Genomic DNA, 26708 nt, shown 5'->3' with positions numbered 1-26708 from the left:
CCTTATTCATTGCCGGTAACCCCCGTTTCCGGCTTGTTCGCCTTGGTGTTTTCCCCCGTGTCGGCATGGTCGAGCGGCAGGTCGACCTCGAACAGCGTGCCCGGGCCCCGCTCCTCGCCCTCCGCGGACAGGGGGAAGTTGAAGCTCGCCGGGACAGGGCTGGTGGCCATGATCTGGCCGCCGTGGTCCTCGATGATCCCGAACGAGACGGACAGCCCGAGGCCGGTGCCCCGGCCAACGGGCTTGGTGCTGTAGAACGGATCGAAAATCTTGCCCAGCTTGTCGGCCGGGATGCCCTCGCCCGTGTCCGCCACCCACAGGGAGACGATGCCCGAGGGCGAGTCCAGCCGGGTGCGGATGACGATGGCGCCGCCCCGTCTCAGCATGGCGTCGCGGCTGTTGTTGAGCAGGTTGATCCAGACCTGCTTGAGCTTTTCCGGGTCGCCGTAGATGACCGGGAAGCGGTCGTCCAGCTCGGTGACGATCTCCACCCGGTCGAGCTTGAAGGTGTGGCGCACCAGGCTCACGGCCTCCATGACCGAGTTGTTGAAGCACATCTCGCGCTTGGCCGAGTCTGTCTGTCGGGAGAAGCCGAGGAGGTCGGCCACGATCTTCTTGCAGACCTTGGCCTGCTTCTCGATGATGCCCAGGTCCTGGTGGATCTGGCTGCCCTCCTTGACGTCCTCCTGCAGGAGCTGGGAATAGCCCAGGATGATGCCCAGCGGGGTGTTGATCTCGTGGGCCACGCCCCCGGCCAGCATACCCAGGGATTCCATCTTCTGGGCCTGGATGAGCTGCTTCTCGTACCCCTTGAGGTCGGTGATGTCGCGGTCGGTCCGGAGCAGGCCGCCGATGCGCCCGTCCTCCTCGTACACCGGGATGCAGACCACGTGGTACCAACGCTCGACAGACTCCTCGACCACACGCAACTGGGTGTCCAGCCGCCTGCCGGACTGGAGGATGTCGCGGGCGGCCATGTGCCGCTCCTCGGCCACGGTCTCCTCGAACAGGTCGAAGTCGGTCTTGCCCTTGAGCTCTGAGAGCTCCATGCCCACCGACGCCGCGAAGCTCAGGTTGGCGCCCTGGTAGCGCATGGTGGTGTCCACCAGGGAGACGCGGTCCGGCGTGGCGTCGAGGATGGTGCGCATGAGCCGTTCCTGGTCGCGCAGGCTGCGTTCGGCCGAGCGCAGCTCCTCGATGTGGGTCTTGAGCGATATGGCCATGACGTCGAAGGTCTCGGCCAGGTCCTGGAGCTCGTCCCCCGCGCTCTCGCGGTAGACGCGGCAAAGCTGGCAGGAGGATTGGCGGTCGCCGATCTTGGTGTCCCCGCAGTCCGGACAGAGGGTCCCGGCGATGTACCAGCAGCGCCGCCGCGTGTCGCCGTAGGCCGGGCAGGACTTGAGCCCGCACTTCATCCGCTCCCAGCAGTGGGTGCCCACGTCCGGGCCGGACTGGGTGTCCAGGTTGCCCATGAGCATGGCCTCGGCGTGCTCGCGCAGGGTGGCCAGCCGCCGGGTGACCTGGCGGGCGAAGAGCGTGCCCATGATGGTGGTCAGGAACAGGGCCCCGGCAAAGAGCCCGGCCATGGTGGTCAACTGCCGGTGCACGCTGGCGTTGATGCGCGTCTTGGAGAGGCCCACGCGGACCGTGCCCAGCCGGTCGACGCCCACCCTGACCGGCGAGGCGAAATCGTAGATGCGCTCGGCCCCGTTGGCCAGGAGCTGGATGTGGACCGTGTCCCCGTCCGCCACCCCGTTGGCCTTGACGAGGTCCAAGGGGAACCCCTTCTGAAAGGTATGGGCCAGGACGTGCCCCCGGTTGTTCTGGACGAAGACGTAGACCACGTCGCCCATGGCCACCTGCTCGTCCACCATGTTCTTGAGGCGCAGGAAGTCCTGGGCCAGGATGGGCTCCACGGCGCGGGCAGCCAAGCTCTGGGCCAGTGCCGAGCCGCGCTTCTTGTTCTCCTCGATGAGCAGCTTGGCGCTCATGTTCCCCACCAGGGTCAGCAGCAGCACCGCCATGACCACGAGGATGCAGCAGATGCCCAGGTTGAGCTTGGTCCGGAACTTGAGGGTGGAGAGGAACCGCATGGGAGACGCCTACTGGATGCCGAGCTTTTCCACGAGCTCGCGTACAGGTTCGTAGTCCTCGTCGCGCGCCGGGATGATGCGCCGCATGCCCGCGGCCCCGAGGATGGCGGCCTGGTCCGGATTGTCCGGGTCCAGGGCGAACATGGCGCTGGCCACGGCCCGGATCACCTCGGGGTCCAGCCCCTGGCGGGCCGAGTAGACCCAGCCGGGGTACGGCCGCGTCTCCGCCAGGATGCGGATGTCGTCGCGGTGAATCTTCTGGGCCACCACGTCCAGGGTGCCCTTGCGGATGGTGCCGATGTCGTAGGCCCCGGCATGGACGGCCAGCACGACCTTCTCCTGCTTGCCGCCGGGCCCCGGAGCGAAATCCACCTCGGCGAAGTCGTGCAGGTGGATGCCGTGGTCGTAGAAGAGGCCCAGGGGGAAGAGGTAGCCGCCCGCCGAGCCCGGGTCCACGGCGATCCAGCGCTTGCCCTTGCAGTCGGCGATGGACTTGATGGTCGGGTTGTCGCTACGGCAGATGACCTGCCCCCGGAAGTCGGGCTTGCCCGAGGGCTCCACGCTGCGGGCGAAGGCCGTGGCCCCGACCTTGGCCAACTGGAGGTAGACGAAGGGGTTGGAGTAGGAAATGTCGATCTCGCCGCGCTGCACCATCTTGATGTGCTCGTCGAAGGTGTCCGGGAAAATCTGCCGGAGCGGCAGGCCGGTGGCGGTGCGCAGGTACTTGAGCAGGGCGCGATGTCGCTGGAAGGAAATGGTGTGGGAGTACTGCGGCAGGTAGGCGTAGGTGATGGCCTCCAGGGGCTTGGGAGCCATGAGCCGCTCGCGCTTGTTCAGGTCGACCTTGACCACGGGCTCGTCGTCGCCGCACCCGGCGCAGGAAAGGGCCGCCGCCAGGAGCAGGACCATGCCCGCCCACCGGGCGATCCGCCCCATCCATCCGTTTCCGACCTTGCCCGTCGCCGCCACCATCCGTCTCCTTCCGCTCCCGTTTTCGAACGTCTCCCTACCCTACAGAATTTCACGCCGTAGTCCAAACCTATCTTACCCCTTGGCAACCGCCCGCCAAGCCCGTATGTAGGGCAAAAAAAACGCATCCCCAAGGAGTCGCCTCATGGCAAGCACCTACAAGATACCCATGAAACCCATCGTCCCCGTCCTGCTGCTCGTGTTCGTGGTCGGCGTCACCGCCGCCGTGGCCTGGTGCTTCCGGTCGGGCCTGACCTGGAGCGGCATCAGCCTGGCGGCCATCGCCGGGCCGCTGGCCATGCTCTACTGGTACATGCTCTACATCAACCCCAAGCGGGCGGCCATCACCGTGGCCGACGAGGGCCTCCTGCTGGCCGCCCCGCCGTTCGCCAGCGCGGTCATCCCCTGGGCGTCGGTGGAAAAGGTCTTTCCGGGCAACCTGAAGCTCGACGACGGCCTGGCCGTGGCCAAGAGCCGAAAGATCATGCAGTTCGCCGGATACCAGTCCGGCCTGGTGGAGCTCAAGAACGGCGCGGAAGCCGTGATCGTGACCAACCGCCCGGACGTGCTCTGCATCAAGACCGCCGAGCGCCACTACCTGCTCGGCCCCTCGGACCTGGAGGGATTCGTCCGCGACGTGGCTGCCGCCCGGGGCGAGTAGCCTCCCCGCCGGGACTGGCCCGGCCCATCTCAAAGAGCAAAAAAAAGGCCGCCCAAAAGGGCGGCCTTTTTCACTCGGACCTTCAGACGCTGCCCGCCGCGGGCTGCTTGTCCGGGGCCGAGGACGTCGGCTTTGCCAGATCGGAAAAGAACATCATTTCCTCGTCTCCCTCGTTCTCCTTGATCTTCCGCTTGATGGTCCGGAAGACCGGCATCCACGGCTTGGCCTTGCAGAACAGGACCCGGGTCAGGATGTAGAGCGGGAGGAAGTAGAAGGCCGGGCCCACCGAGCCGAGGAACGGGACATTGAAGTCCACCGCGCCGAAGCGGTAGTAGACCCAGCCCAGCCCGAAGGGGACCATCCAGACGGAGGACGCGAAAAGGGCGACATGGGCAAAGAAATTCTTGCCGAAGGCCTCGTTGGCGATGGAGTTGCAGGCCTTCCAGGCCGTCTTGTTCCGCACGCCGAGGGCCTGCACCGACAGGTTGTGGTTGTGCACCATGTCCTTGTTCATCTTCCCGAAATGCTTGGCGTTCAGGAAGTAGACCCCGGCCATGCACAGCTCGCCGAGAACGGTGGCCGCCAGGCAAATCCAGAAGATGCCCAGGGCGAATCCCAGGTAGGGATTGGCGGTCAGGCGGAAGGACCAGATCAGCCAGGGGTCGAGAAATTGAAAGATCGCTTGAGCGGTCATGGTTGTTCCTGCGGTTTTTTTGTACGGGGCCGCCCGGACGGGCGGCCCCGATGTTGTTGCGCTTCTTGAGGCTTGTTCGCGACCTAGAAGGGGGGCAGCCAGGACTGGCCCAGGAAGCCCTTGGTGGTGTAGCGGATGCCCACGTAGGCGGCCAGGATGATGAAGATGTACTTCAGCACCTTGTCCGGGATGAACTTGGAGGTCTTGGGTCCGATGATGGAACCGATGACGATGCCCACGAGTTCGGCGCCGATCAGGCTCCACTCCACCGGGGAGTGCTTGATGACCATGTAGGAGAAGATGGAGCTGATCATGCCGACGAGCACCGCCAGGGCGGAGGTGCCGGCGACCAGGTACATGGGCAGACCGGCCACGGAGGTCAGGAACGGCACCAGCAGGAAGCCGCCGCCGACGCCCAGGAAGGAGGCCAGGGCCGCGATGACGAAGCCGCCGATAACGGGAATCAGCGGATTGAAGCTGAACTCCACGCCGAAGAAGGTGAATTCACAGGCGGTGGGGGTGAACTTCTGGACCTTGACGCCCATCTCGGCCATGTCGACATGGCCACCGGCCTGCTGCTCCTTCACGGACTTCTGGAAGGCGGCGGCGGCCTGCTTGGCGGCCTTCTGACCAGCCTGACCCTTGGGGGTGGTCTGGTAGAACAGGTAGCAGCCCAGGAACAGGACGAAGAGACCGAAGTAGCCCAGGTAGGCCTTCAGGCTGATCTTGCCGGCGGTCAGAATGGGCACCAGCAGGGAGCCGGACACGGAGCCGATGGCCAGGGCGATGGCCAGGGGCAGCACCAGGCGGCCGGCACGGTAGTAGTTGAAGGAAGAAAGCGCCGCGGAGCAGCCCACCAGCCACTGGTTGGACACGCGGATGGAGTCGGTGACGATCTTGTTGAGCTTCATGGTTTTCTTGAAGCTCTTGGCGTAGTCGCCGAGGCCGTAGATGGTGATGTGGCCGACACCGGCCATGATGCCGCCGAACGCGCCGACGGTGGAGAAGATCCAGCCAACCCAGATCGCCCAGACGAAGCCGATCATGACGTTGAGCTGCGGACCGCCGGGAATGCCCAGATAGCCGGGCTCACCCTGCGGGTTGGCCTCGGCGATGGCGTCGGCCAGCTGGTCGGCCAGCGCCGGTACCGCCATAAGGCAGACGGCGGCCAGCAAGGCCAGGATCAGAAGCATTTTCTTGGAACGTAACACGGTTACCTCCTCACATGATGTTGATAGAACCCCGAAAAATCACCCCGCCATACCGCATGGCGTGGTTTGAACCTCACCTACTCGGGCCGGACGAAGGTCAACGCCTTGGCCGTACAGCCCGTAACGCAGGCGGGTGTGCCGCCGGCATCCACCCGATCCACGCAATAATCGCATTTCATGATCTTGCCGGTGGCCTCGTTGAACACCGGCACGCTCCAGGGACACGCCTCGATGCAGGCCTTGCAGCCGTCGCATTTGTCCGCATGCAACAGGACCAGGCCGTCCTCGCGCTGATACAGGGCGCCGGTGGGACAGGCGTCAACGCACTGCGGATTCTTGCAGTGGCGACAGTTCTGGTACTTAAGCTTGGCGGTGGGCCTGCCATCCTTGCCGGCCATGGGGCCTTCGACAAAGAGGTGATTGAGGCTAAGCCCCTCGGGCACCTTGTTCTTCACCTTGCAGTGAATGAGACAGGCGTCGCAGGCGATGCACCGGCTCTTGTCAAATTTCATCTTGTAAATGGCCATTTTTCCACCTCATAAAAAGTCGTGATGGGCGCGCGCAGTCCGATCATGTCCCACCATCTGAGGAAATTTTCGGATATGGTCAACGGAGTCCCAGCTTGTGATATCTTTCTCAATTAAGCCACCAAAATTTCCTATTATTTTTTCTTCCGACCCACAAAATAATGTGAAATCTTTCACATCAGGGCTAATCATTGCGATGTGTTGACGCGCGCTGCTAGCGTGCCAGTCATCAGAAAAGTCGCGCAGTCCACCTTATTCCCGACGGATCGGGAACCAATCAGGGAGGAGTTGATGAAGGAATACGTTTACAGCATATGCGGCATGTGCACCGTGCGCTGTCCCATCCAGGTCGAAGTCGTGGATGGCAGGGTCGAGTACATCCAGGGGAATCCCCATGCCGCCGGGATCGAGGGGGCGCTGTGTCCGCGCGGAGCCGCGGGAACCGCACTCACCTACGACAAGGAACGCCCGCAGGGTCCGATGATCCGCCAGGGCGCACGTGGCGAAGGAAAATGGAAATCCGTGTCCTGGGACGAAGCCCTGGACTACGTCGCCGAAAAACTCACCGCCATCCAGAAAGAGTACGGCAGGGACTCCGTGCTCTTCTCCGACCGCGGCGGTCCGTTCCGAGATTTCTACCGCGCCTTCCTGCGCGGCATCGGCACGTCCAATTACAACAACCATGACGCCGCCTGCGCGCGCAACGTGCAGAACGCCGCCCTTTCCGTGTTCGGATTCGGGCGCAAGGGCGTGGCCTACGACCTCAAGAACGCCAAGCACATCGTGCTCCAGCAGCGCAACATCTTCGAGGCCATCAACGTGGCCGAGGTCAACAACACCCTGAACGCCATGGCCAAGGGGTGCAAGCTCTCGGTCATCGACATCCGGGCCAACGTTCCGGCCACCAAGGCGGACAACTTCTACATGATCCGCCCCGGCACGGACTACGCCTTCAACCTGGCCGTCATCCACACCCTCATCGAAGAGGAGCTCTACGACAAGAAGTTCGTGGCCGACTGGATGGACGGGTTCGACCAACTGAAGGACTTCGTGGCCGGGTACTCGCCCGAATGGGCCGAGCGCGAAACCGGCATCAAGGCCGAGGCCATCCGCGACTTCTGCCGCCAGCTCGCCGAGGCCGCCCCCAGCGTGCTCTGGCACCCGGGCTGGATGACCGCGCGCTACACCGACTCCTTCGACATGAGCCGGACCATCTACCTCATCAACTCGCTCCTGGGCTCCGTCGGCGCCAAGGGCGGGCTGCCGCTGATGGTCAAACCGGGCGACGTGGGGGCCAAGGGGCTCAAGAGCTTCATGAACCTCTACCCGAAGCCCGAAGGCCGCCGCGCCGACGGCGTGGGCTGGATGGAAGGCCGCAAGCACTATGACGCGGGCCCCGGCCTGGTCAACCTGGCCTACGAGGCCGCCGAAAGCGAATCGCCCTACCCGGTCAAGGCCTACATCGTGAACCGCCACGACCCGCTCATGGCCTTCCCGGACAAGAAAGACGTCCTGAAGATGTGGGAGAACATCGAACTCATCGTGGCCGCCACCTTCACCTGGTCCGACACGGCCTGGTACGCGGACGTGGTTCTGCCCATCTCCCCGTACCTGGAGCGCGACGAGATCATCATGACCAAGAACGGCGCCAAGCCCGCCTTCCAGATTCGCAAGCGGGCCGTCGAGCCGGTCTACGACACCAAGGCCATCTGGGAAATCTACGCGGGCCTGGCGAGGCGCATGGGTCTCAAGGAGCTCGCCTTCGACAAGATCGAGGACATCTGGAACTTCCAGTTGGAAGGCACCGGCGTGACCATCGCCGACTTCGACAAGAAGGGCATCGTGACCCTGGCCAGCGAACCGCTGCTCAAGCCGGTCAAGGAAGGGACCTTCAAGACCCCCTCCGGCAAGATTCAGGTCATCGACGCCAAGCTCGAAGCGGACGGCCTGCCCTCCCTCAAGCCCTACGTCTCGCCCGAACGGCCGCCCGAGGGCTCGTTCCGCATCACCTTCGGCCGCTGCGCCCTGCACACCCAGGGCCACACGGTCAACAACGCCCTGCTCTTCGAGCGCAAGCCCGAGAACGTGCTTTGGATCAACACCGCCAAGGCCGCCGCAATGGGCATTGAGAACGACGAGTACGTCACCGTGACCGGCAACGGCTACTCGGCCAAGATCAAGGCCTTCGTCACGGACTTCGTCCACCCCGAATGCGTGTTCATGCTCCACGGGTTCGGGCACACCCTGCCCGTCGAGTCCCGCGCCATAGGCAAGGGCGCGGCCGACAACCTGCTGATGCCCAGGGGCATCCGCAAGTACGACAAGGGCGGCGGGGCCGTGGCCATGCAGGAGCACTTCATAACGGTTTCCAAAGGATAACCTCCTTACTACCTACCCCCAAGATGAGAGAGGCCGGGATCGTCGTGATCCCGGCCTCGCTCTCTTTGATGTATTGGATGGGCGGCCCGGCCGCTCCCGTTATGCCGGAACCCGCTTGATGCGCGCGCCCACGCCGGAGAGCTTGGCCTCGATGTTCTCGTAGCCCCGGTCGAGATGGTAGATGCGCTCGATGGTCGTCGTGCCCTCGGCGGCCAGCCCGGCCAGGACCAGAGAGGCAGAGGCGCGCAGGTCCGAGGCCATGACCGGCGCGCCGATGAGCTTGCCCACGCCCTGGACCATGGCCGTGCGGCCCTTGAGGCGGACGTCCGCGCCCAGGCGGACCAGCTCCAGGACGTGCATGAACCGGTTCTCGAAAATCTTCTCCTCGATGGTGCCCGCGCCCTTGCCGAAGCACATCAGGGCCATGATCTGGGCCTGCATGTCGGTGGGGAAGCCGGGGTGCGGCAGCGTGGTCACATCCACGTTGCGCAGCGGGCCGTCGGAACGGCGCACCAGCACGAAGTCGTCCATCTCCTGGAGCCAGACGCCCATCTCGCGCAGCTTGTAGCTGACCGCGTCCAGGTCGGCGAAGGGGCAGTCCACGATCTCCAGCTCCCCGCCGGTGATGGCGGCGGCGATCATGTAGGTGCCCGCCTCGATCCGGTCGGGCATGACGCGGTACGCGCACCCCTTGAGGGTGGAGACGCCCTCCACGGTAATGACGCTGGTGCCCTGGCCCGTGATCTTCGCGCCCATGGCGTTCAGAAAGTTGGCCAGATCCACGACCTCGGGCTCGCGCGCGGCGTTCTCCAGGGTGGTGGCGCCCTGGGCCAGGCTGGCGGCCATGAGCAGGTTCTCGGTACCGCCCACGGTGGGGAAGTCGAGGGTGATCTTGGCCCCCTTGAGCCCGCCGGGGCAGACGCCCCGGATGTAGCCGCCGGTCAGCTCGAACTTCGCGCCCATCTTCTCCATGCCGCGCAGGTGCAGGTCCACGGGCCGCGCGCCGATGGCGCACCCGCCGGGCAGGGCCACCTGGGCCTCGCCCAGCCGGGCCAGCAACGGCCCCAGGCACAGGACCGAGGCGCGCATGGTCTTGACCAGATCGTAGGGGGCCTCGGACTTGAGGCCGGTGCACACGCTGGTGGCGTCGTTGCCCTCGAAGGCGGTCTCGCAACCGAGTATATTCAACAATTTTAGTGATGTGCGAATATCAGCCAGTCTCGGGACATTGGTCAGGGAGACCGGTCCCTCGGCCAGGAGGCAGGCCATGAGGATGGGCAGAGCCGCGTTTTTGGCTCCGCTGACCCGGATGGAGCCCTGCAGGGGCACGCCACCTTCAATAATAAGTTTATCCATGGGTTACCTTTTTTTATTTCTTTGTGCTTGACCGCCGGTGAAACCTTCGCTACATCAATCCCCTCACGTGGTGGGTGTAGCTCAGTTGGTAGAGCACCTGGTTGTGGCCCAGGGGGTCGTGGGTTCAAGCCCCTTCACTCACCCCAGCTATCATTTGGACGGAGTTTCGGCTCCGTCCTTTTTTTGCGCCTTTTCGCCTTGTTCCAGCGCGTCGCCCAGGGCCCGGCGCAGGGCCAGGCCGTCGGCGGGCGCGGGCGCTCCCTTGAAGAGAATGGGCTCGGGATCGCCCTCGCCGAAGCCGTAGTATGCGCGGTTCAGGTACTCGCGGCTGAGAAGCCCGCCGCCGTGCACTCCCACTCCCGCATACAGCCCGGCGGTGTCGCCCACGAAAAACACGTTGCCGCTCCCGTTGAACTTCGGAGTGTCCTTGCCCTTGAAATTGGTGTTGAGCACCGTGACGGACGCCCGGCCCTGGAAGACACCTCCGGTCTCCAACAGGTAGCGCACGTCTTCCACGTCGGTGTAAAGGAACACGCCCGAGGTCTTGGTGACGCCCGCCTGGAGGCCGAAGCCGCCCGTGGCCTCGGTCAGGAAGACCGGGCCGGTCCAGCCGTTCCCGGAGCGCAGGAGCAGCACGCCGTTGCCGGTGTCCACCGAAAAAAGGAAACCCGCGCTGCCCATGTCCGGGACGATGAGCACGCCCCTGGCCCTGGGGAGCAGCCGCCGCAGGTCGCCGCCCCGCGCCCCCGCCAGGCAATCGGCCAGGGTGGCCGAGGCGCGCTCCACCAGGGCGTGCGCCTTGGCGGCGTCCTGGTCCGGGGTGGCCGACGACCGGCGCGTGGCGCAGCCCGCCGCCAGCCCCAGGCAAAGGGCGACGGCGAGAAGAATGGCGTGGCGGATGTGCATGACCATGGCGTAAAAGGGTTCCTCCGGCCCGTCAAGACCGTTTGCGCAGGTGGCGGGCGTCGCCCACGCGCACGGTGACCTTTTCCTTGTCGAAATACTCCAGCACCGGGATGAGGTATTTGCGCGACAACCCGGTGATTTCCTTGAAGTCCGGCGCGGTCATGGCCTCGTGGTCGGCAAAGAAGCCGACCATGCGCTCCCGGATCTCGGCCAGGGCCGGGACATGGTAGTACATGTCATCCTTGATGCGCGTCAGCTCCCCCTGGTCCTGAAGCAGCTTGAGCACGGGCGCGGCCTGCTTGAAGTCCATGCCGAGCGGTTCCAGCACGTCCTTGAGGTTGGGCGGGGTCAGGCCGCCGCCCGCGTAGGCCGAAAGCAGGGCCTCACGCACCTTCGCCTGGTCCGAGGCCAGGGAGACCTTGTGGTCCTTGAGCCGCAGGATTTCCTGCTCGGCCGCCACATCGCCCTTCCTGACCAGCCGCTCCAGGATGAAATGGAAGAGCTTGGGCGGCAGGTCGCGTCCCCAGGACGAGGCCAGTTCGCCCCGCTGCACGCCGGACTTCATGGAATCCTTGCGGTGGAAGGCGGCCAGGAAGTCGAGGAGGGAGTCGGCCAGGGACTGGACCAGCCCGCCGCCCGCATAGCGCCGCGCCTCCTTGTCGAAGAGCACGGCCTCCTGTCTGCCGCCGAGCACGCCCAAGGTCTTTTCAAGGGCCTTGGTCTCCTGGTTGGTCATGGTCAGCAACTGGTCGAAGGTCAGCCCGGCGGGCCCGGCCAACTCCAACTGGGTGGCGGCCACCACTTCCGGGGCGTCGTCGCAGAGTTTTTTGATGGAGTCCACCGTGCCCGAAAAGCGCTTCACCTTGTGGCCCAGGGGGCAAATGATCCGGCCGCCCGCAAAGGCGCGCAGGGGCGAGAACGAGCGAAGCACCACGCGGTCGCCATAGACCCCGGCCAGGGGCTCGGTGAACCGGGCCTGGCACACGGCGGTCTCGCCCGGGGCGAGCTCGTCGCGGTCCAGGAGGTGGATGCGCGCCAGGACTTCGCGCGCGCCGTGGTGGAAATGAATCTCCTTGCGGTGCTTGAGCGGCAGGCGCGAAGAGGCGAGCACGGTCAGCTCGATGTCCCAGACAGTGGACGGGAACAGGGTGCCGGGCCGGGCCAGCACGTCGCCCCGATGGACGTCCTCCACCTCCAGCCCGGCCAGGTTGACGGCGGTGCGCCGCCCGGCCGCGGCCGTCTCCACGGTCTCGCCGTGTGACTGGAGGCCGCGCACCTTGGTCTCGCGGCCGCCGGGATAGAGGACCACGTCCTCGCCCAGGGAGACGGAGCCGGAGACCATGGTCCCGGTGACCACCGTGCCGTGCCCCTTCATTGTGAAGACGCGGTCCACGGGGATGCGGAACAGGTCGGAGCGCCTCCGGGGCTTGAACTGCCGCACCAGGCCGGCGATGGCCGCCTTGAGCTCGGGCAGCCCCTTGCCGGTGTGGGCCGAGACCGGCAGCACGGGCGCGCCGCCGAGGAAGGTCGGCTCCAGGTAGGCCCCGACCTCCTCCGTGACCATGTCCAGCCACTCCTTGTCCACCATGTCGGTCTTGGTCAGGGCCACCAGGCCGGTGGTCACGCCCAGGAGCTGGCAGATCTCCAGGTGCTCGCGGGTCTGGGGCATGATGCCCTCGTCCGCGGCGATGACCAGGGTGACGAAATCCACGCCAGCGGCCCCGGCCACCATGTTCTTGACGAACTTTTCATGGCCCGGCACGTCCACGACGCCGACCCGTTCCTTCTCGCCCAGGTCGAGGAAGGCGAACCCCAGCTCGATGGTGATGCCGCGCTTCTTCTCCTCGGAGAGACGATCGCAGTCGATGCCCGTAAGCGCCTTGACCAGTGTGGTCTTGCCGTGGTCGATGTGCCCGGCGGTTCCCATGATGACCGGCATGCAAGCCTATCCTTTTTCTCGCGTGAATTCGGCGTGTTCCCAACTCGGCCGACCATACCAGACAAACGCGCGGGACGCCACCGGCCCGGACCTGGGCGCGATCCGGCAGCGACGGGACGAAAAAAGGGGTCCCGCCGGTGGAGGGCCGGCGGGACCAGGGGGCGTGAACGCGGGGATGAGGCGGCGCTATTGCGTTGCGCCGGTGCTCAGCCCCTCGATGAGTTCGTTGAGTTCCCGGACGATGTCCGTCAGCTCGGCGCAGGCCTGGGCGGACTCGTCCATGGCGTCGCTGGTGGACTGGGAGATGCGATGCATCTCGTCCGTGCCCCGGGTGATGTGCTCGCTGGTGGCGGACTGCTCCTCGGCGGCCAGGGCGATCTCCTGGATCTGTTCCGACGCCCCCTTGGACAGGGAGACTATCTCGACCAGGGCGTCGCCCGCGTTTTCGGCCAGGGCGGAACAGTTCTGGACCACTTCGGCGACCTTGTCGGTCTCCTTCATGTTCTGGCGGGTGCCGCTCTGGATGGCGCCGATGGTGTCGCCCACCTCGGTGGTGGCGGTCATGGTCTTTTCGGCCAGCTTGCGCACCTCGTCGGCCACCACGGCGAAACCGCGCCCGGCCTCCCCGGCCCGCGCCGCCTCGATGGCCGCGTTGAGCGCCAGCAGGTTGGTCTGGTCCGCGATGTCGGTGATGACGGTCATGACCCGGCCGATGTCCTCGGCCTGGGAGCCGAGTCCGTTCATGTTGTCCTTGAGGCGGGAGGCCATGGTCCGGACCTGGTTGATGGAGCCGGTCACCTCGTCCACGATCTCGTGCCCTTCCATGGCCTTGCGCTCGGTCTGCTCGGCGTTCTGGGCGGCGCGATTGACGTTGCGCGCCACCTCGCCCACCGAGGCGTTCATCTGCTCCATGGCCGTGGCCGTCTCCGTGGCCCTGGCGGCCTGGTCGCTCGCGCCGTTCATGGCCTCGTCCACCCGGCCCGAGAGCTGCCCGGTGGCCGTCGCCATGCGCAGGGAGAGGTTACGCGCCCGCTCTGCGGCCTCGACGATGCGCCTTTGCGTGCCCAGGACCTCGGTCTCGTCCATGACCACCTCCAGCGCGCCGCCCGCCCTGCCGTTCTCCACGGCCAGGGGAATGGCGTAGCCCCTGATGTCGCGCTCGCCGCAATCCAGGTCCGCCTTCGCCGAACAGGAGGAGCTCTGCAGGGCATTCATGGCCTTGGTGCACAGGCAGTTCTTGGTGCCGCACATGGCGGTTTTGAAGACCTCGCTGCACTTGCGTCCCACCAGGGGCTTGTCCGTTCCGGCCGCCTCCCGGGTCTTTCCGTTCGCATAGAGCAGGGTATGGCCGGGATCGATGGTGAAGACCGGGAACGGCAGCACGTCGAAGGTGGAGACAAAGGTGTCGGCCAGAATGTTCATGCTTCGCACGAGTTGGGCGAATGCCCCCTCGTAGCGGGTCTCGTCCCCGCGGGCCGTGAGCCTGCCTCGCCGGACCTGTTCCGAAATGTCCTCGCAGTTGCCGATGAGCCCGGAGAGATTGACGGGAATCTGCGCCACCGAGCGCTGGATGTCGCCGATCTCGTCATTGGGCACCTTGCCCGTGAACTCGGTCAGGTCGCCCTTGGCCACCTGGTCCGCAAACCGGCGGATGCGCGCCAAGGGACGGCACACGGTGAAGGGGAGCACCCCGACGATGAACAGAAACGGGATCAGCACCGCGGCGGCGAAGATGCCGACCACAAGCAGGGTCGCGCCGTCCAGGATGCGGTTCTGCAGCGAAATGTCCTGCGCCAGGGCCAGGACGCCGATGGGCCGCCCCTGATAGTCCCGCACCGGGGTGAACGACAGGGCGAAGTCCCCGGCGAGGTCGTAGAACCCGTCCGTCAAGGCGCGACGCAGGTCGGCCGCCGTGATCGCCTTGTCCAGGGCCTCGCTCTTCTTGCCCGCCACGCGGACGAACGCCTTGTCCAGCACCGGATATTTTTCGGGGTCCTGCAGATTGGTCGTTGTCGGCAGCAGGGCCACGTCCATGTAGATGGTGAAGAACTGTCCCTTTTCCTGCTCCAGCGGCCTCAGCACGTCGCCGTAGCTCTTGAGCACCTCCACGGAACCGAGCCGGTTTCCGGCCGAGTCCAGGACCGGGGCCACGCCCCGGATGGCGAAGCCGCCGCGCCCCGGCTCGATGCCCTGGCGGGGCTTGCCGTCGCGGTTGACGTCGAGGACGGTCTGGCGGAACCCGGAGATGTCGTCCGAGATGTCCACCCACTTGCCGCCCCGCTTGGCCTGCTTCTCGCGCCACATGCGGGCCAGGCTCCGGCCGTTGGGCAGATGGAAATGCAACTGGAGCTTGTCGCCCACGATCTCCTTGTAGCCCTTGAGCGAGGCGGCCAGGCTCCGCCGGAGCTGCTCGCGCGCCTGCTGCGCGGCAGGGTCGGCCTCGTCGTCCATGTCGCCGGTCCGCGCCGTCTCGAAGGCCGCCACCACCCCGGGCAGGCGGCTGAACAGGGCCGCCTCCTCCAAGGCGCGGACAGAGGCGTTGCGCGTGTTCAGCTCGACCGATTTGGCCACGTTCCCCACCAGCATTCCGGCAAAGGAATGCCGCAGTTCGTCGAACTGGCCGACCAGCAGCCAGTACCCGCCAAGGCCCACCACCAGCAGCAACGGCAGGATGGGAAGCATAATCTTGTACCGAATACTCATCACGATCCCCTAAATCATCTCACGGTGACACATACTGTTCCCCCAGGGCCCACAGCGAAGCCAAATCCACTGCCTTCACGAAACGACGGCCCTCGGGACTTTCCCGATAAAATATCCGTCTGCGGCTATGGCGAGTATCCACCACTCCACCCTCGGCGTTAAGTTCCGCCTCTCGTAAAGGTCAACCCACACGCCTTTTGTGCTTTTTTGGACATAATATTGAAACAGATCCGCCCCATTTCGCCACCAAACCGCAAAACACTTGTGAAAAATGACTGTATCTAAATCATCTCATTTAATGCAATCCTGTTATAGTAACATTATCCGGTCGCTGAAACCGGGCCGGGACCTCTCCCGGCCGAATTCGTTGACTTGCCGCGCAGCCCTGCTAACATCCGAGAATAATCATCACCCATACCGACAGGGGGAACCCCGCCGATGCCCACATGCCCGTCGCCACGCCTGGCCTCCTCGGCCCTGGCGCTCCTGCTTCTCGCCAGCCTGTGCCTGGCCGGCCCTGCCCGGGCGGCCGAACCCATAGGAAAAGTGATCTCCATGACCGGCTCGGCCAAGGCCGTGGCCGAGGACGGAGCGGACCGCGCCCTGGACCTGGACAGCCCGGTCTTCGCGCGCGAGCGGCTGGTCACCGGCCGGGCCAGCAACATCGAGGTCCGGCTGGCGGACGAGACCCTGCTCGCCCAGGGGCCGGATTCCACCATCACCCTTGATGAATATGTTTTTTCCAATGATCCCGGCATGTCCAAACTGCTCTTCAAGATGGGAGCCGGGACATTCCGTTTCCTGACGGGCCGGATCGTCCAGCAGAACCCGGAGGGGTTCAACCTGGAGACCCCCCTGACCACCATCGGCATCCGGGGCACCGAGCCCTTCGCCGTGGTGGCGGCCACGGAGCAGATCGGGCTGCTCTCCATCGACCCGCATCACACCATGGAGGTGGCCACGGCGCGCGGCGCGGTCAGCATGAACCGGACCGGGACCTCGGTGAACGTGGGGCCTGACGGCGGCATGACCCCGCCCGCTCCCACGCCGCCTTCGGTGCGCAACGCGGTCATGCAGGCCGCGCCCATGACCAGCCAGGGCGAGGTGGGCCCCAAGGGCCAGCAGGACGACCGGGACCGCAAGGTCAGGGCGTTCAAGGAGAACATCGCCCACTCCAAGAGCCAGTTGGGCGACGTGAGCGGCAGGCCGGACTACGGCGCGCTGCACAACATCGGCATGCAGAACCTGGGCGAACAAGCGGCCGAGAGCCAGCGCGACGGAACGGACGGCTCCATGTCCGGCCTGGGCAGCGATTCCGGCTCCGATTCCGGCGGCGGCGGAGAAAGCGGCGGGGGCGAAGGAGGGCACCAGTGATGCGCAACCATCCCACCCGGAACGACGCGCGGCCCGGCAGCGAGGAACCGAACATGACGAAGACGACTCCCCGGCATCCGGCCGCCCTGATCCTGGCCCTGATCCTGGCCTCCCTGCTCTGTGGCTGCGTGGTCACGGGCCAGATGGCCGAGCGGCGCGGCACCAAGGCCTACCTGCTCAAGGACTACCCCACGGCGGCGGCCAATTACCAGGAGGCGGCCGACGACGGGGACAAGGACGCCCAGTACCACCTGGCCGTCATGTACGCCGAGGGCCAGGGCGTGGGAAAAGACCTGGCAAAGGCCGCCGGGCTGCTCAAGCGCTCGGCGGACCAGGGCCAGACCGACGCCCAGCTCATGCTCGGCCTCTTCAACATTTACGGCGACGGCGTCCCGGCCGACCCCGAGGCGGGCGCGCGGCTCATCGCCAGGGCCGCCGAGGCCGGGAGCGACGTGGCCATGTACTACCTGGGCAACCTCTACGCCGCAGGACTGGGTGTGGAAAAGGACGCGGCCAAGGGGCTGTACTGGATGCGGCAGGCGCGCGAGCACGGCTTCCCGGTCAGCGAGACCATCCGCACCGAGGCGGACGTCGAGGCCCTGTACAAGGATTGACCCAACACCACGGGAAGGCGAAATGACCATCAAGTTCGAAGGACCGGCCATCATGGTGGCCGACATGCAGGCCGCGCGCGCCTTTTACGAGGGGCTGCTGGGCCAGGAGGTCCTGGCGGATTTCGGGGCCAACGTGCCCTTCAAGTCCGGCTTCTCCCTCTGGGAGGCGGACCACGCCCTGGGCGTGATCTACAAGGACGGGCGCAGACCCCCCGCCCCCCTCGGGCGGGACAACGTGGAGTTCTACTTCGAGAGCACGGACCTGGACGCGGCCTGGGCCCGGGTCTCGGCGGGCCGGGCGGACGTCATCCATCCCATCGAGGAAGCCCCCTGGGGCCAGCGCTGTTTCCGCGTCCACGACCCGGACGGCCATATCGTTGAGGTGGGCGAACCCCTGCCCACGCTGATAAAGCGGCTCCACAGCCAGGGCCTGACCGCCGAGGCGATCAGCGCGCGGACCTCGGTCCCGATCCCCATGGTCGAGGCCATGCTGCAATAGAAAGGCCCCCGGACCATGGTCCGGGGGCCTTGTCTTTTTCGGATCGTCCGCGCCTAGCTCTTCAGGAACTCGCGGAAGGCCAGGGTGGTGGCGTAGAGGTCCGCCTTGCTGGCCAGCTCGAAGGGCGAGTGCATGGAGAGCACGGGCACGCCCACGTCGATGACGTCCATGCCGTACACGGCCAGGAACTTGGCCACGGTCCCGCCGCCGCCCACGTCCACCCGGCCCAGCTCGGACATGTGCCAGGGAATCCCGGCGTCGTCGAAGATGCGGCGCAGCCAGCCGATGAAGTCCGGGTGGGCGTCGTTGGCCCCCACCTTGCCCCGGTGGCCGGTGAACTTGTTGAAGCACGGGCCGTAGCCCAGGCGCGCGGCGTTGAGCGGCTCATAGACGTCCTTGAAGTCCGGGTCCATGGCGGCGGACACGTCGGCCGACAGGGCCGAGCCGCCCATGAGCACGCGGGAGAGGCGCGCGGACGGCTCCCAGGCCTCCACCAGCTCCTCCATGCAGTACTCGAAGAACAGGGACTTGGCCCCGGTGGCGCCCTCGGACCCGATCTCCTCCTTGTCCCAGAAGAGCACGACCTGGCAATACTCCGGCTCGGGCTCGGCCAGGAAGGCCTCCAGGGCGCAGAAGACGCTGGACCGGTCGTCGTGGCCGTAGCCGCCGATGAGCGACCTGTCGAGGCCCACGTAGCGGGCCGGACCGGCCGGGACCGCCTGCATCTCGGCCGAGAGGAAGTCCGCCTCCTCGATGCCGTACTTCTTGTTCAGAATCTCCAGGACGTGCCGCTTGACCGGCTCCTTGGCCTTGTCCTCGTCCTTGTCCACGGCCGCCGGGGACTGGCCCAGGACCAGGTTCAGCTTCTCGGGGTCGAAGGCGTCCTCCACCTTCTTGACCACCTCCTTGTAGGCCAGGTGCGGCAGCAGGTCGGTGATGGTCAGGACCGGCTCGTCCGGGGACTCGCCGATGCGCACCGTCACTTCCTTGCCGGACTTGAGAAAGACCGTGCCGTGCAGGGCCAGCGGGATGGTCAGCCACTGGTACTTGCGGATGCCGCCGTAATAGTGGGTCTTGGCCAGGCAGATGTCCGTGTCCTCGTAGAGGGGCCGCTGCTTGAGGTCCAGGCGCGGGCAGTCGGCATGGGCCCCGACCAGGCGGAAGCCCTCGCTCAGCGGCCGCCTGCCCTTGCGGGCCAGGAAACAGGTCTTGTTGCGGTTGAAGCGCATGACCTGCGGCTTGGCGAAGTTCTCGGCGAAACCGGCGGCCACCATTTTTTCGCGGACGTGGTCCATGACCAGCCGCTCGGTCTTGCAGCCGCTCAGGAAGGCCACGTAGCGGTCGGCCATCTCGTCCATGGCCTTTTGATGCTTCTTGGAGGCGTAGGCCTCCCAGGCCGATTTCGGCTCGTATTCCAGGGATTTCTTCTTGCTCATTTCGCTATTCCTTCAGGGATTCGACGGCCTGGCGCAACGCCTCGGCCGCCAAGGTGATTTCGGTGTTGCCCAGGGTGCGCGGGTCCAGGAGGAAGACGTCGTCCTCGATGCGCGCCACCAGGGGCGGGTCGGTGTCCAGCAGGGCCCGGCGCAGGTCGTCGGCCGGGACGCCCGCCACGCGCACGCTGACCAGGGTGCCGGGCAGGTCGTATTCCGGGAAGGCCCCGCCGCCCACGCGGGAGCTGCCCTGCCGGAGCCCGGTCTCGACCGCCTCGCCCAGGGCGGCGCGGATGGCGTCGGCCAGGCGGCGGGCCTTGCTCTTGAGGGACTCGCGGGACGCGGTGATCATCCTGAGCGTGGGCACGGTCCGCCGGGCCAGGTCCATGTCCAGGTAGAGGCGCAGGGTGGCCTCCAGGGCGGCCAGGGTCATCTTGTCGATGCGCACGGCCCGGTTGATCGGGTTGCGCTTGATGCGGTCCACGAACTCCTTCTTGCCGACGATGACGCCCGCCTGGGGCCCGCCGAGCACCTTGTCGCCGGAGAACGAGACCACGTCCGCCCCCTGGGCCACCACCTGCTGCACCGTGGGCTCGCCGAGCAGCCCCTCGCCCGCCAGGGCGTAGAGCGTGCCGCTGCCCAGGTCCTCGATGACCGGCAGGCCGTACTTGTCGCCCAGGGCGCGCATCTCGGCCAGGGTCACCTCCTTGGTGAACCCGACCACGCGGAAATTCGAGGTGTGCACGCGCATGAGCGCGGCCGTGGCGTCGCCGATGGCGTTCTCGTAGTCGTGGACGTGGGTCCGGTTGGTGGCCCCCACCTCGCGCAGCACGGCCCCGGACTTGGCCATGACGTCCGGGATGCGGAAGGACCCGCCGATCTCCACCAACTGCCCGCGCGAGACAATGACCTCCCGCCCCCTGGCCAGGGTTTCGAGCATGATGAACACGGCGGCCGCGTTGTTGTTGACCACCAGGGCGGCCTCGGCCCCGGTGATGTCGCACAGGATCTGCTCCACATGCGAATAGCGGCTGCCCCGCTTGCCCGTGTGCAGGTCAAACTCGCAGTTGGAATAGTGGGCGCAGGCCTCGACCACCGCGTCGATGGCGGGTTTGGCCAGGAGCGAGCGGCCCAGGTTGGTGTGCACCACCACGCCGGTGGCGTTGAGCACGCGGCGGAAGTGCGGCCGGGAATGGGAGCGGACGTAGGCGGCCAGGCGCGGCAGGAGCGCGGCAGGGTCCAGTTGGCCCGGCTCGGTGATGGCCCCGGCCTTGATCTCCTCGCGGCACAGGTCCAGGAAGGCGGCCGCGTGATCCTTGACCAGGGGACGCGGCAGCCCGGCCAGGGCGGCGTCGGCCGCGAGCCCGTCCAGGATCTGGTCCATGGATGGCAACAGGCGAAAAAGTTTGCTCATTCCCTACCCCTTCGGCGTCAGATATTCACGGTGCACGCTATAGAACTCGGCCAGCAAATACAAGGAGCCGCAGATCAGAACCGGCTCCTCCCCACTTTTCCGGACGCCGTCGCGCGCCGCGGCCAGCGCCTCGGGCAGGGAGCCCACGGGACGCGCGCACGGCCCGATCCGTTCGGCCAGCTCGCGGTTGTCCGAGGCCCGCTCGTTGTGCAGCGGCGGCACCAGGACCGGGCCGTCGGTCAGCGTGCGCACCAGGGGGATCATGCCCTCGATGTTCTTGTCGCGCAGGCAGGCGAAGACCAGCGCGCCGGGCCGGACGTCCGCCGCGCGCAGGGCCGCGTTCAGGGCCTCCAGGGCCGGGACGTTGTGCGCGCCGTCCAGGATCGCGGCGCGCCCCTGAAGCTCGATCCGCTGCATGCGGCCGGGCAGAAAGACGCTCTCCAGCCCGAACCGCTCCAGCGCCACCTCGCTCTTGAGGCCGTGGTCGGCCGCGAACCAGCGCCAGGCCGCCAGGGCCAGGCGGGCGTTGGCCGTCTGGTGGATGCCGAACAACCCCAGGGGCAGGTCGTGGACCGGGCCCGCCATGTCCACGGCGTGCATGAACCGGGCGCGCACCCGCTCGGCGCGATCCTGGAGCGGAATCATGGCCTCGGGCGGCTGGACGCCGGTGATGACCACCCCGCCCGGCCGGATGGCCCCGGCCTTGTCCGTGGCGATGTCCCGCAGGGTCGGGCCGAGGATGGCCTCGTGGTCCATGCCGATGGGCGTGAACAGGGTCATGTACGGCGAAAAGACGTTGGTGGCGTCCCACCGCCCGCCCAGCCCGGCCTCCATGACCGCCAGGTCCACGCCCTCGCGCACAAAGGCGAGCATGGCCAGGCAGGTCTGGAACTCGAAATAGGTCAGGGCCTCGCCCTCGGGAGTGGAGAGGATGTCGTTGGCCAGGTCCACCCATGTCTCGCGGGAGAGCATGGCCCGGTTGACCTGGACCCGCTCGCGCGGGGTGACGAAGTGGGGCGAGGTGAAGAGCCCGGTCTTGAGCCCGTGGGCCCTGGCCAGGGAGCAGACGAAGGCGGCAGTGGAGCCCTTGCCGTTGGTGCCGACCACGTGGATGATCGGCATCTCGGGCATGGCCCGACGGGCCCAGAAGGCCTCCATGCGGCCAAGGGAGAGGTCCATGTGGAACAGCCCGAGCCGGTCCATGTGAGCGGCGAGTGCGGCGTAGTCGGCAATGCGAGTCATGAGGGGCAATCTAGCAGGAAGCGGGACCAGGGGGAACCCCCCGCAACCACCCGTCGTTTTGGCACGAAAGGCGGCCCAAACGGCGCGCCCCGCCCCTATTTCAGCAGCGAAACGGCCAGCCCGATCAGCGCGCAGCCCACGCCCGCCAGGACCATGACCAGTCCGGCCACGGCCTCCTCCTCCGCGCCCACCTCGCGCGCCCTGGCCACCCCGGCCCCGTGCGCGCCCATGCCGAACATCATCCCCCTGGCGAAGGACGAGCGCAGGGGCAGGATGCGCAGCAGCACCCCGCCGATGGACGCCCCGAACACGCCGGTGAGGATGACGCAGACCGCCGCCAGGTCCGGCGAGCCGCCCACGTCCGAGGCGAAGGCCATGGCGAAGGGCGTGGTGAAGGACCGGGGCAGGATGGCGAGGCGGAGCCCATCGGACAGCCCGAGCCAGCCCGAGACCAGCCAAGTCCCGCCGAAGGCGAGCAGACTGCCGCAGGCCAAGCCGACGAGCAGGGTCTGCCAATGCTTCCGGATCAGGGCGCGATGCTCGTGGATGGGCAGGGCGAAGGCCACGGTGGCCGGGCCGAGCAGCATGAGCAGCCATTGCCCGCCGCGCATGTAGTCGCCGTAGCTGGCGTGCAGGCAAAGGGCCAGGGCCAGGCAGGAGCCGCAGGTCATCAGCAGCGGCGAGCTCCACCACGCCCCCATCCGCCGGTGCATGGCCCGGCTGACAACGAAGAGGAAATAGGTGGCCCCGATCCAGAACACGGCTGCCGCGCCGCCGGACATGACGGCCGCGCTACCGGACATGGCGGGACCTCAGCACCAGGTGCCACTCCACGGCCATGGCCGTGCCGACCATGACCAGGAAGATGCCGACCACGACCACGGCCACCACCTTGAGCCCGGTCCACCCGAGAAACTCGGGATGGTTGAGCAGGGTCATGGCCGCCGGGACGAAAAAGAGCAGGAAGTTGTCCAGCAACAGCCCGGCCCCGCCGGACACCCACCGGACCGGGAATCGGCCGGACAAGAGCAGGGCCGCCAGGACGAACAGCCCCAGCACCCCCCCGGGCACGCCCAGGTGGCACGTCCGGGACGCCGCCTCGCAAACCCACCACAGGCCGATGAGCAAACCCGCCTGAAAAAACGTCCGCATCCCCCGCCCCATGGAATCACGGGCGAGGGCAACTCTGTTGTGCATGGCGATATGCCTCCTTCGGCTTGCCAAGTATGTCCGGGACGGGTAGTTGTAAAATGAATTGTTAGAATGCAATCCATTCCAAAGAGGAATAGCAATGGAACTACGGAACCTGACGACCATGGTCGAAGTCGCCCGCCAGGGGGGATTCTCCCAGGCGGCCCGCGCGCTCTTCTCCACCCAGTCCACGGTGAGCAAGGCGGTACGGCAGTTGGAGGAGGAGCTCGGCGAAGCGCTGTTCATCCGGTCCAGCGACGGGGCGCGGCTGACCGACGCCGGGGAGGTCGTCTACGCCAGGGCCGCGACCATCCTGGCCGAGGCCGCGCACCTCAAGGCGGAGGTGGCCGAACTCCAGGGGCTGCTGACCGGCAGACTCCGCCTGGGACTGCCCCTCCTGGGCAGCGCCAAGCTTTTCGCCCCGCTCTTCGCCACCTTCCGCAGCCGCCATCCCGGCGTGGAGATCGAACTGCTGGAACAGGGCAGCGCCCAACTGGAGCAGGCGGTCATGGCGGGCGAAGTGGAGCTGGCCGTCTCCCTGCTGCCCGTGGCCGAGGCCTTCGATTGGCAGGCGGTCTGCGACGACCCGCTCATGGCCCTCCTGCACCCCGACCACCCGCTGCGCCACCGCCGAACCATCCGCCTGGCCGAGCTGGCCGAGACGCCCTTCATCCTCTTCAAGAACGGCTTCGTGCTCAACCCGCGCATCGAAGAGGCGTGCCGCCGCCTGGGCTTCACGCCCCGTGTCACGGCCCGGAGCAGCCAGATGGACTTCATCGTGGCCCTGGCTGCGGCCGGGCTGGGCGTCCCCCTGCTGCCCCACGTCATGGTCGAGGGCCGACGGTTCGCCCCGCTACGCGCGATCCGCATCGACGAACCGGACCTGCGCTGGCGCGCGGCCCTGATCTGGCGGCGCGAGGCCCGCCTTTCCCCGGCGGCCCGCGCCTGGCTGGCCCTGACGCGCGAGCGGTTCCCGTCCGCCCCGCAACCCGATCCGGGGGCCCTGTCCCTCCACGAATAGCTTGACCTGCGGCCGATCCCTCGATTATCAGAGAGCCCAACGCGCCAGTAGCTCAGGTGGATAGAGCAGCGGCCTTCTAAGCCGCCGGCCGAGGGTTCGAATCCTTCCTGGCGCACCACGCAAACATAAGGACATCAATCGATGGATTGGTGTCCTTCTCCATTTTCATCCTCCCGGGCCAGGGCGTCGGAGACCACCCGGGCGGTCTTCATCAGCCGCTCGGCTATGCCCGACACCTCGCCGGGAGCCAATTGCAGGTCCGACAGGGTAAGGGTCGCCACGGCCCGCCTGCGACGGAAGATCGGGGTAGAGACGCAGGTCATCAGTTCGTTGAACTCCCGGTCGTCGATGGCGTATCCACGGCTTCGAATCCGCTCCAGTTCCTCCATGAAGTCGACCACGTTCTGGATCGTCCGGTCCGTGAACCGCTTGAAAGTCAACAAGGACAAAGCCTTGCGCTGACGCTGCTCCGGCATGAAGGCGATCAGCGACTTGCCCGAGGCCGAGGCGTGGACGAAATCCATGCCGCTCGACGCCACCGGGGAGACTATGGAGCCGATGGGGCGGTGCTCGATCACGTAATTCAACGTGCCACGCTCATAAATGACGAGCGACCCCGCCATGTTCAACGCATCCGCCAGGTCCGCCAGGTGCGGCTGCGTGGCCCCGTACAGGTCCTTGCCCTTGGAATAGGTCTCGCCCACCTCGTGCGCCATGTACCCGACGGCGTACCGCTTGTTGGATTCCCGCAGGAAATGCGCCTTTTTCAAGGTCTGCACGATGTCGAACGCGCTGGCCTTGGGAAGCCCGAGCTCGCCCCCGATCTCGGTCAGGGTCAACCCTTCCGGGCTTTCGGCCAGCAGCCGCAATATTTCCGTCACCCGGTGGGCCGTCCTGTTCACTTTCATATCCATCCTCCTGATTCATAAACGGAAAGCGCAAGCCTTCCCTTCCTCTCGTGTCCTTGCATTCTCTTCTATCGCCTTTCGATTCGACATGCAACATTTTTCGCATATGCGAACTTTTTTTCGTATTTAAAAATTTTTTTGACAATATCTTTGGGACGGCAGTAGACCGGGGTCACAGCCAACCGGAACCGGGCAGCCCCCGCCAAAGCGGCCGCCGGGGATTCCGGACAACCATAACCCGGCCGCCCGTCCCATCGAATTCCGCGGGCAGACCGAGCAGCAACCGAGTGGAGGTCGAAGTGACCGGATCTGAAAAAACAAGCGCCCGCATGACGCAGAATCGAGAGCTCTGCAAAGGATGCGGCTACTGCATCCTGCAGTGTCCCAAGGACGCCCTTTCCTTCTCCAGCACGGTGAACCGCAAGGGCTACAACGTCGTCGACATCGACCAGGAAAAATGCATCCAGTGTGCGATCTGCTACACTGTCTGCCCCGATTCCGTATTCGAACGAGTGGAGGCCTAGGCATGTCCAGACAACTCATGAAAGGCAACGACGCCCTCTCCGAGGCAGCCGTTCGCGCCGGTTGCCGCTTCTTCGGCGGCTACCCCATCACCCCCCAGAGCGAGATTCCCGAGTACCTCTCCTGGCGCATGCCCGAAGCCGGCGGCACCTTCATCCAGGCCGAATCCGAACTCTCCGGCGTCAACATGGTGTACGGCGCGGCCGCCGCGGGCTTCCGGGCCATGACCAGCTCCTCCGGCCCCGGCTTCAGCCTGCTGCAGGAGGGCATCTCCTACATCGCCTCCGCCGAGCTTCCGGCAGTCTTCGTCGACGTCCAGCGCTACGGCTCGGGCCTCGGCGACATCTTCCAGGCCCAGGGCGACTACTGGCAGGCCACGCGCGGCGGCGGCCACGGCGACTATCGCATGTTGGTCTACGCCCCGGCCTCGGTGCAGGAGAGCGTGGACCTCGTGTCCGTGGCCTTCGACAAGGCCGACCAGTACCGCAACCCGACCCTCATCCTCTCCGACGCCTCCATCGCCCAGATGATGGAGCCGGTCACCCTGCCCGAGATGCGGGAGCATGACCCGAACGCGGATTGGGCCGTACGCGGCAAGCACGGCAAGCCCTTCAAGCGCGTGACCTCGACCATGTACTACATCGAGGACTTCGACGCCTACATCAAGGGCAAGTACGACGAAATGGCCGAGGCCGAGCAGCGCTGGGAATCCGTCCGGGTCGACGACGCGGACGTGGTCCTCGTGGCCTACGGCATCAGCTCCCGCATCTGCCGGGAGGCCGTGGAGATCGCGCGCGGCCGGGGCGTCCGCCTGGGCCTGCTGCGGCCCATCACCCTGTGGCCCTTCCCGGCCAAGGCCTTCGCCGAGGTCAATCCTCTTGTGAAGGCGTACTTGTCCGTGGAACTCAGCGCCCTTCCGAAAATGGTGGAGGACGTCCGGCTCGCCTGTGAAATGAAAGCCCCGGTGGAGACCTTCCTCGGCGGCGCGCATATCCCCGAATCCTCCGCCATCGTCGAACGCGCGGTGGCCATTCTCAACGCACAGAGGTAGT

23 protein-coding genes and 2 tRNA genes are annotated in these 26708 nt (G+C 66.2%); 10 read left to right on the top strand and 15 right to left on the bottom strand.

The window, feature by feature from the left end:
• Positions 1–2: 2 nt before the first annotated feature.
• Both PHP91_RS03880 and PHP91_RS03875 read right to left on the bottom strand, forming a co-directional pair.
• Entirely contained in the window at positions 3–2093 is a 2091-nt protein-coding gene (locus tag PHP91_RS03880; RefSeq protein ID WP_300137140.1) for an ATP-binding protein, read from the bottom strand.
• Positions 2094–2102: 9 nt separating this feature from the next.
• Positions 2103–3002: a phosphate/phosphite/phosphonate ABC transporter substrate-binding protein gene (locus tag PHP91_RS03875; protein WP_300137204.1), complete on the bottom strand. Its 900-nt coding sequence runs from the start codon at positions 3000–3002 to the stop codon at positions 2103–2105.
• Between the two features lie 205 nt (positions 3003–3207).
• On the opposite strand from PHP91_RS03875, the gene PHP91_RS03870 reads away from it, so the two are divergent.
• Positions 3208–3723, top strand: a complete 516-nt coding sequence (locus tag PHP91_RS03870) for a PH domain-containing protein (RefSeq protein WP_300137137.1) — start codon at positions 3208–3210, stop codon at positions 3721–3723.
• Positions 3724–3805: 82 nt separating this feature from the next.
• On the opposite strand, the gene PHP91_RS03865 is transcribed toward PHP91_RS03870, so the two are convergent.
• The 3 genes from PHP91_RS03865 to PHP91_RS03855 form a co-directional block, all read right to left on the bottom strand.
• Complete coding sequence (locus PHP91_RS03865; protein ID WP_300137134.1) at positions 3806–4417, bottom strand: hypothetical protein; 612 nt, start codon at positions 4415–4417, stop codon at positions 3806–3808.
• Positions 4418–4500: 83 nt separating this feature from the next.
• The gene (locus tag PHP91_RS03860) at positions 4501–5628 is read right to left on the bottom strand and encodes a sulfite exporter TauE/SafE family protein (RefSeq protein ID WP_300137131.1); all 1128 of its coding nucleotides are present in this window, start codon (positions 5626–5628) and stop codon (positions 4501–4503) included.
• 77 nt (positions 5629–5705) lie between these two features.
• Positions 5706–6155, bottom strand: a complete 450-nt coding sequence (locus tag PHP91_RS03855) for a 4Fe-4S dicluster domain-containing protein (RefSeq protein WP_300137128.1) — start codon at positions 6153–6155, stop codon at positions 5706–5708.
• A gap of 288 nt (positions 6156–6443) precedes the next feature.
• Between PHP91_RS03855 and PHP91_RS03850 the strand changes: the two genes are divergently transcribed.
• Positions 6444–8534, top strand: coding sequence for a molybdopterin-dependent oxidoreductase (locus tag PHP91_RS03850; RefSeq protein WP_300137126.1), 2091 nt, complete (start codon positions 6444–6446; stop codon positions 8532–8534).
• Positions 8535–8633: 99 nt separating this feature from the next.
• Here the strand turns inward: PHP91_RS03850 and murA are convergent, their stop codons facing one another.
• On the bottom strand, positions 8634–9890 hold the full coding sequence (gene murA / locus PHP91_RS03845; RefSeq protein ID WP_300137123.1) for a UDP-N-acetylglucosamine 1-carboxyvinyltransferase: 1257 nt from the start codon (positions 9888–9890) through the stop codon (positions 8634–8636).
• Between the two features lie 70 nt (positions 9891–9960).
• Between murA and PHP91_RS03840 the strand changes: the two genes are divergently transcribed.
• Positions 9961–10036, top strand: a tRNA-His gene (locus tag PHP91_RS03840).
• Between the two features lie 4 nt (positions 10037–10040).
• On the opposite strand, the gene PHP91_RS03835 is transcribed toward PHP91_RS03840, so the two are convergent.
• The 3 genes from PHP91_RS03835 to PHP91_RS03825 form a co-directional block, all read right to left on the bottom strand.
• Positions 10041–10802 carry a lipid-binding SYLF domain-containing protein gene (locus tag PHP91_RS03835; protein WP_300137120.1) on the bottom strand — a complete coding sequence of 254 codons (762 nt, stop codon included), beginning with the start codon at positions 10800–10802 and terminating at the stop codon, positions 10041–10043.
• Positions 10803–10827: 25 nt separating this feature from the next.
• The gene (gene selB / locus PHP91_RS03830; protein WP_300137117.1) at positions 10828–12735 is read right to left on the bottom strand and encodes a selenocysteine-specific translation elongation factor; all 1908 of its coding nucleotides are present in this window, start codon (positions 12733–12735) and stop codon (positions 10828–10830) included.
• 186 nt (positions 12736–12921) lie between these two features.
• Positions 12922–15438: a methyl-accepting chemotaxis protein gene (locus tag PHP91_RS03825; protein WP_300137114.1), complete on the bottom strand. Its 2517-nt coding sequence runs from the start codon at positions 15436–15438 to the stop codon at positions 12922–12924.
• Between the two features lie 438 nt (positions 15439–15876).
• On the opposite strand from PHP91_RS03825, the gene PHP91_RS03820 reads away from it, so the two are divergent.
• From PHP91_RS03820 to PHP91_RS03810, 3 genes are read left to right on the top strand one after another with little or no spacing between them, the layout of a single operon-like run.
• Entirely contained in the window at positions 15877–16812 is a 936-nt protein-coding gene (locus PHP91_RS03820; RefSeq protein WP_300137111.1) for a FecR domain-containing protein, read from the top strand.
• 53 nt (positions 16813–16865) lie between these two features.
• Positions 16866–17426: a tetratricopeptide repeat protein gene (locus tag PHP91_RS03815; RefSeq protein WP_300137108.1), complete on the top strand. Its 561-nt coding sequence runs from the start codon at positions 16866–16868 to the stop codon at positions 17424–17426.
• A gap of 22 nt (positions 17427–17448) precedes the next feature.
• Complete coding sequence (locus PHP91_RS03810; RefSeq protein WP_300137105.1) at positions 17449–17925, top strand: VOC family protein; 477 nt, start codon at positions 17449–17451, stop codon at positions 17923–17925.
• A 53-nt stretch (positions 17926–17978) separates the two neighbouring features.
• Here the strand turns inward: PHP91_RS03810 and PHP91_RS03805 are convergent, their stop codons facing one another.
• The 5 genes from PHP91_RS03805 to PHP91_RS03785 form a co-directional block, all read right to left on the bottom strand.
• Positions 17979–19361, bottom strand: a complete 1383-nt coding sequence (locus PHP91_RS03805) for an aminopeptidase (RefSeq protein ID WP_300137102.1) — start codon at positions 19359–19361, stop codon at positions 17979–17981.
• Positions 19362–19365: 4 nt separating this feature from the next.
• Positions 19366–20772, bottom strand: coding sequence for an L-seryl-tRNA(Sec) selenium transferase (selA, locus tag PHP91_RS03800; RefSeq protein WP_300137099.1), 1407 nt, complete (start codon positions 20770–20772; stop codon positions 19366–19368).
• Between the two features lie 3 nt (positions 20773–20775).
• Positions 20776–22014, bottom strand: a complete 1239-nt coding sequence (locus PHP91_RS03795; RefSeq protein ID WP_300137097.1) for a bifunctional folylpolyglutamate synthase/dihydrofolate synthase — start codon at positions 22012–22014, stop codon at positions 20776–20778.
• A gap of 95 nt (positions 22015–22109) precedes the next feature.
• A complete protein-coding gene (locus PHP91_RS03790; protein ID WP_300137094.1) occupies positions 22110–22817 on the bottom strand; it encodes an LrgB family protein in 708 nt (235 codons plus the stop codon).
• Positions 22807–23211 carry a CidA/LrgA family protein gene (locus PHP91_RS03785; RefSeq protein WP_300137092.1) on the bottom strand — a complete coding sequence of 135 codons (405 nt, stop codon included), beginning with the start codon at positions 23209–23211 and terminating at the stop codon, positions 22807–22809. The genes PHP91_RS03790 and PHP91_RS03785 overlap by 11 nt, the downstream gene beginning before the upstream one ends.
• A gap of 94 nt (positions 23212–23305) precedes the next feature.
• Between PHP91_RS03785 and PHP91_RS03780 the strand changes: the two genes are divergently transcribed.
• Together PHP91_RS03780 and PHP91_RS03775 are read left to right on the top strand one after the other, a co-directional pair.
• Positions 23306–24226: a LysR family transcriptional regulator gene (locus PHP91_RS03780; protein ID WP_300137089.1), complete on the top strand. Its 921-nt coding sequence runs from the start codon at positions 23306–23308 to the stop codon at positions 24224–24226.
• 41 nt (positions 24227–24267) lie between these two features.
• A tRNA-Arg gene (locus tag PHP91_RS03775) sits at positions 24268–24344 on the top strand.
• 16 nt (positions 24345–24360) lie between these two features.
• Here PHP91_RS03775 and PHP91_RS03770 read toward each other — a convergent pair.
• Positions 24361–25134, bottom strand: a complete 774-nt coding sequence (locus PHP91_RS03770; RefSeq protein ID WP_300137086.1) for an IclR family transcriptional regulator — start codon at positions 25132–25134, stop codon at positions 24361–24363.
• 329 nt (positions 25135–25463) lie between these two features.
• Between PHP91_RS03770 and PHP91_RS03765 the strand changes: the two genes are divergently transcribed.
• Positions 25464–25658 (top strand): 4Fe-4S binding protein, encoded by a 195-nt coding sequence (locus PHP91_RS03765; RefSeq protein WP_300137083.1) that lies wholly within the window; start codon positions 25464–25466, stop codon positions 25656–25658.
• Between the two features lie 2 nt (positions 25659–25660).
• Entirely contained in the window at positions 25661–26707 is a 1047-nt protein-coding gene (vorB, locus tag PHP91_RS03760) for a 3-methyl-2-oxobutanoate dehydrogenase subunit VorB (protein WP_300137080.1), read from the top strand.
• The last annotated feature ends 1 nt before the right edge of the window (position 26708 follow it).

Source organism: Pseudodesulfovibrio sp. (genome assembly GCF_028692895.1).
Classification (GTDB): Bacteria; Desulfobacterota; Desulfovibrionia; order Desulfovibrionales; family Desulfovibrionaceae; genus Pseudodesulfovibrio.
The sequence above is the reverse complement of the archived record's forward strand: the minus strand, read 5'-3'. Positions and strand labels throughout refer to the sequence as shown.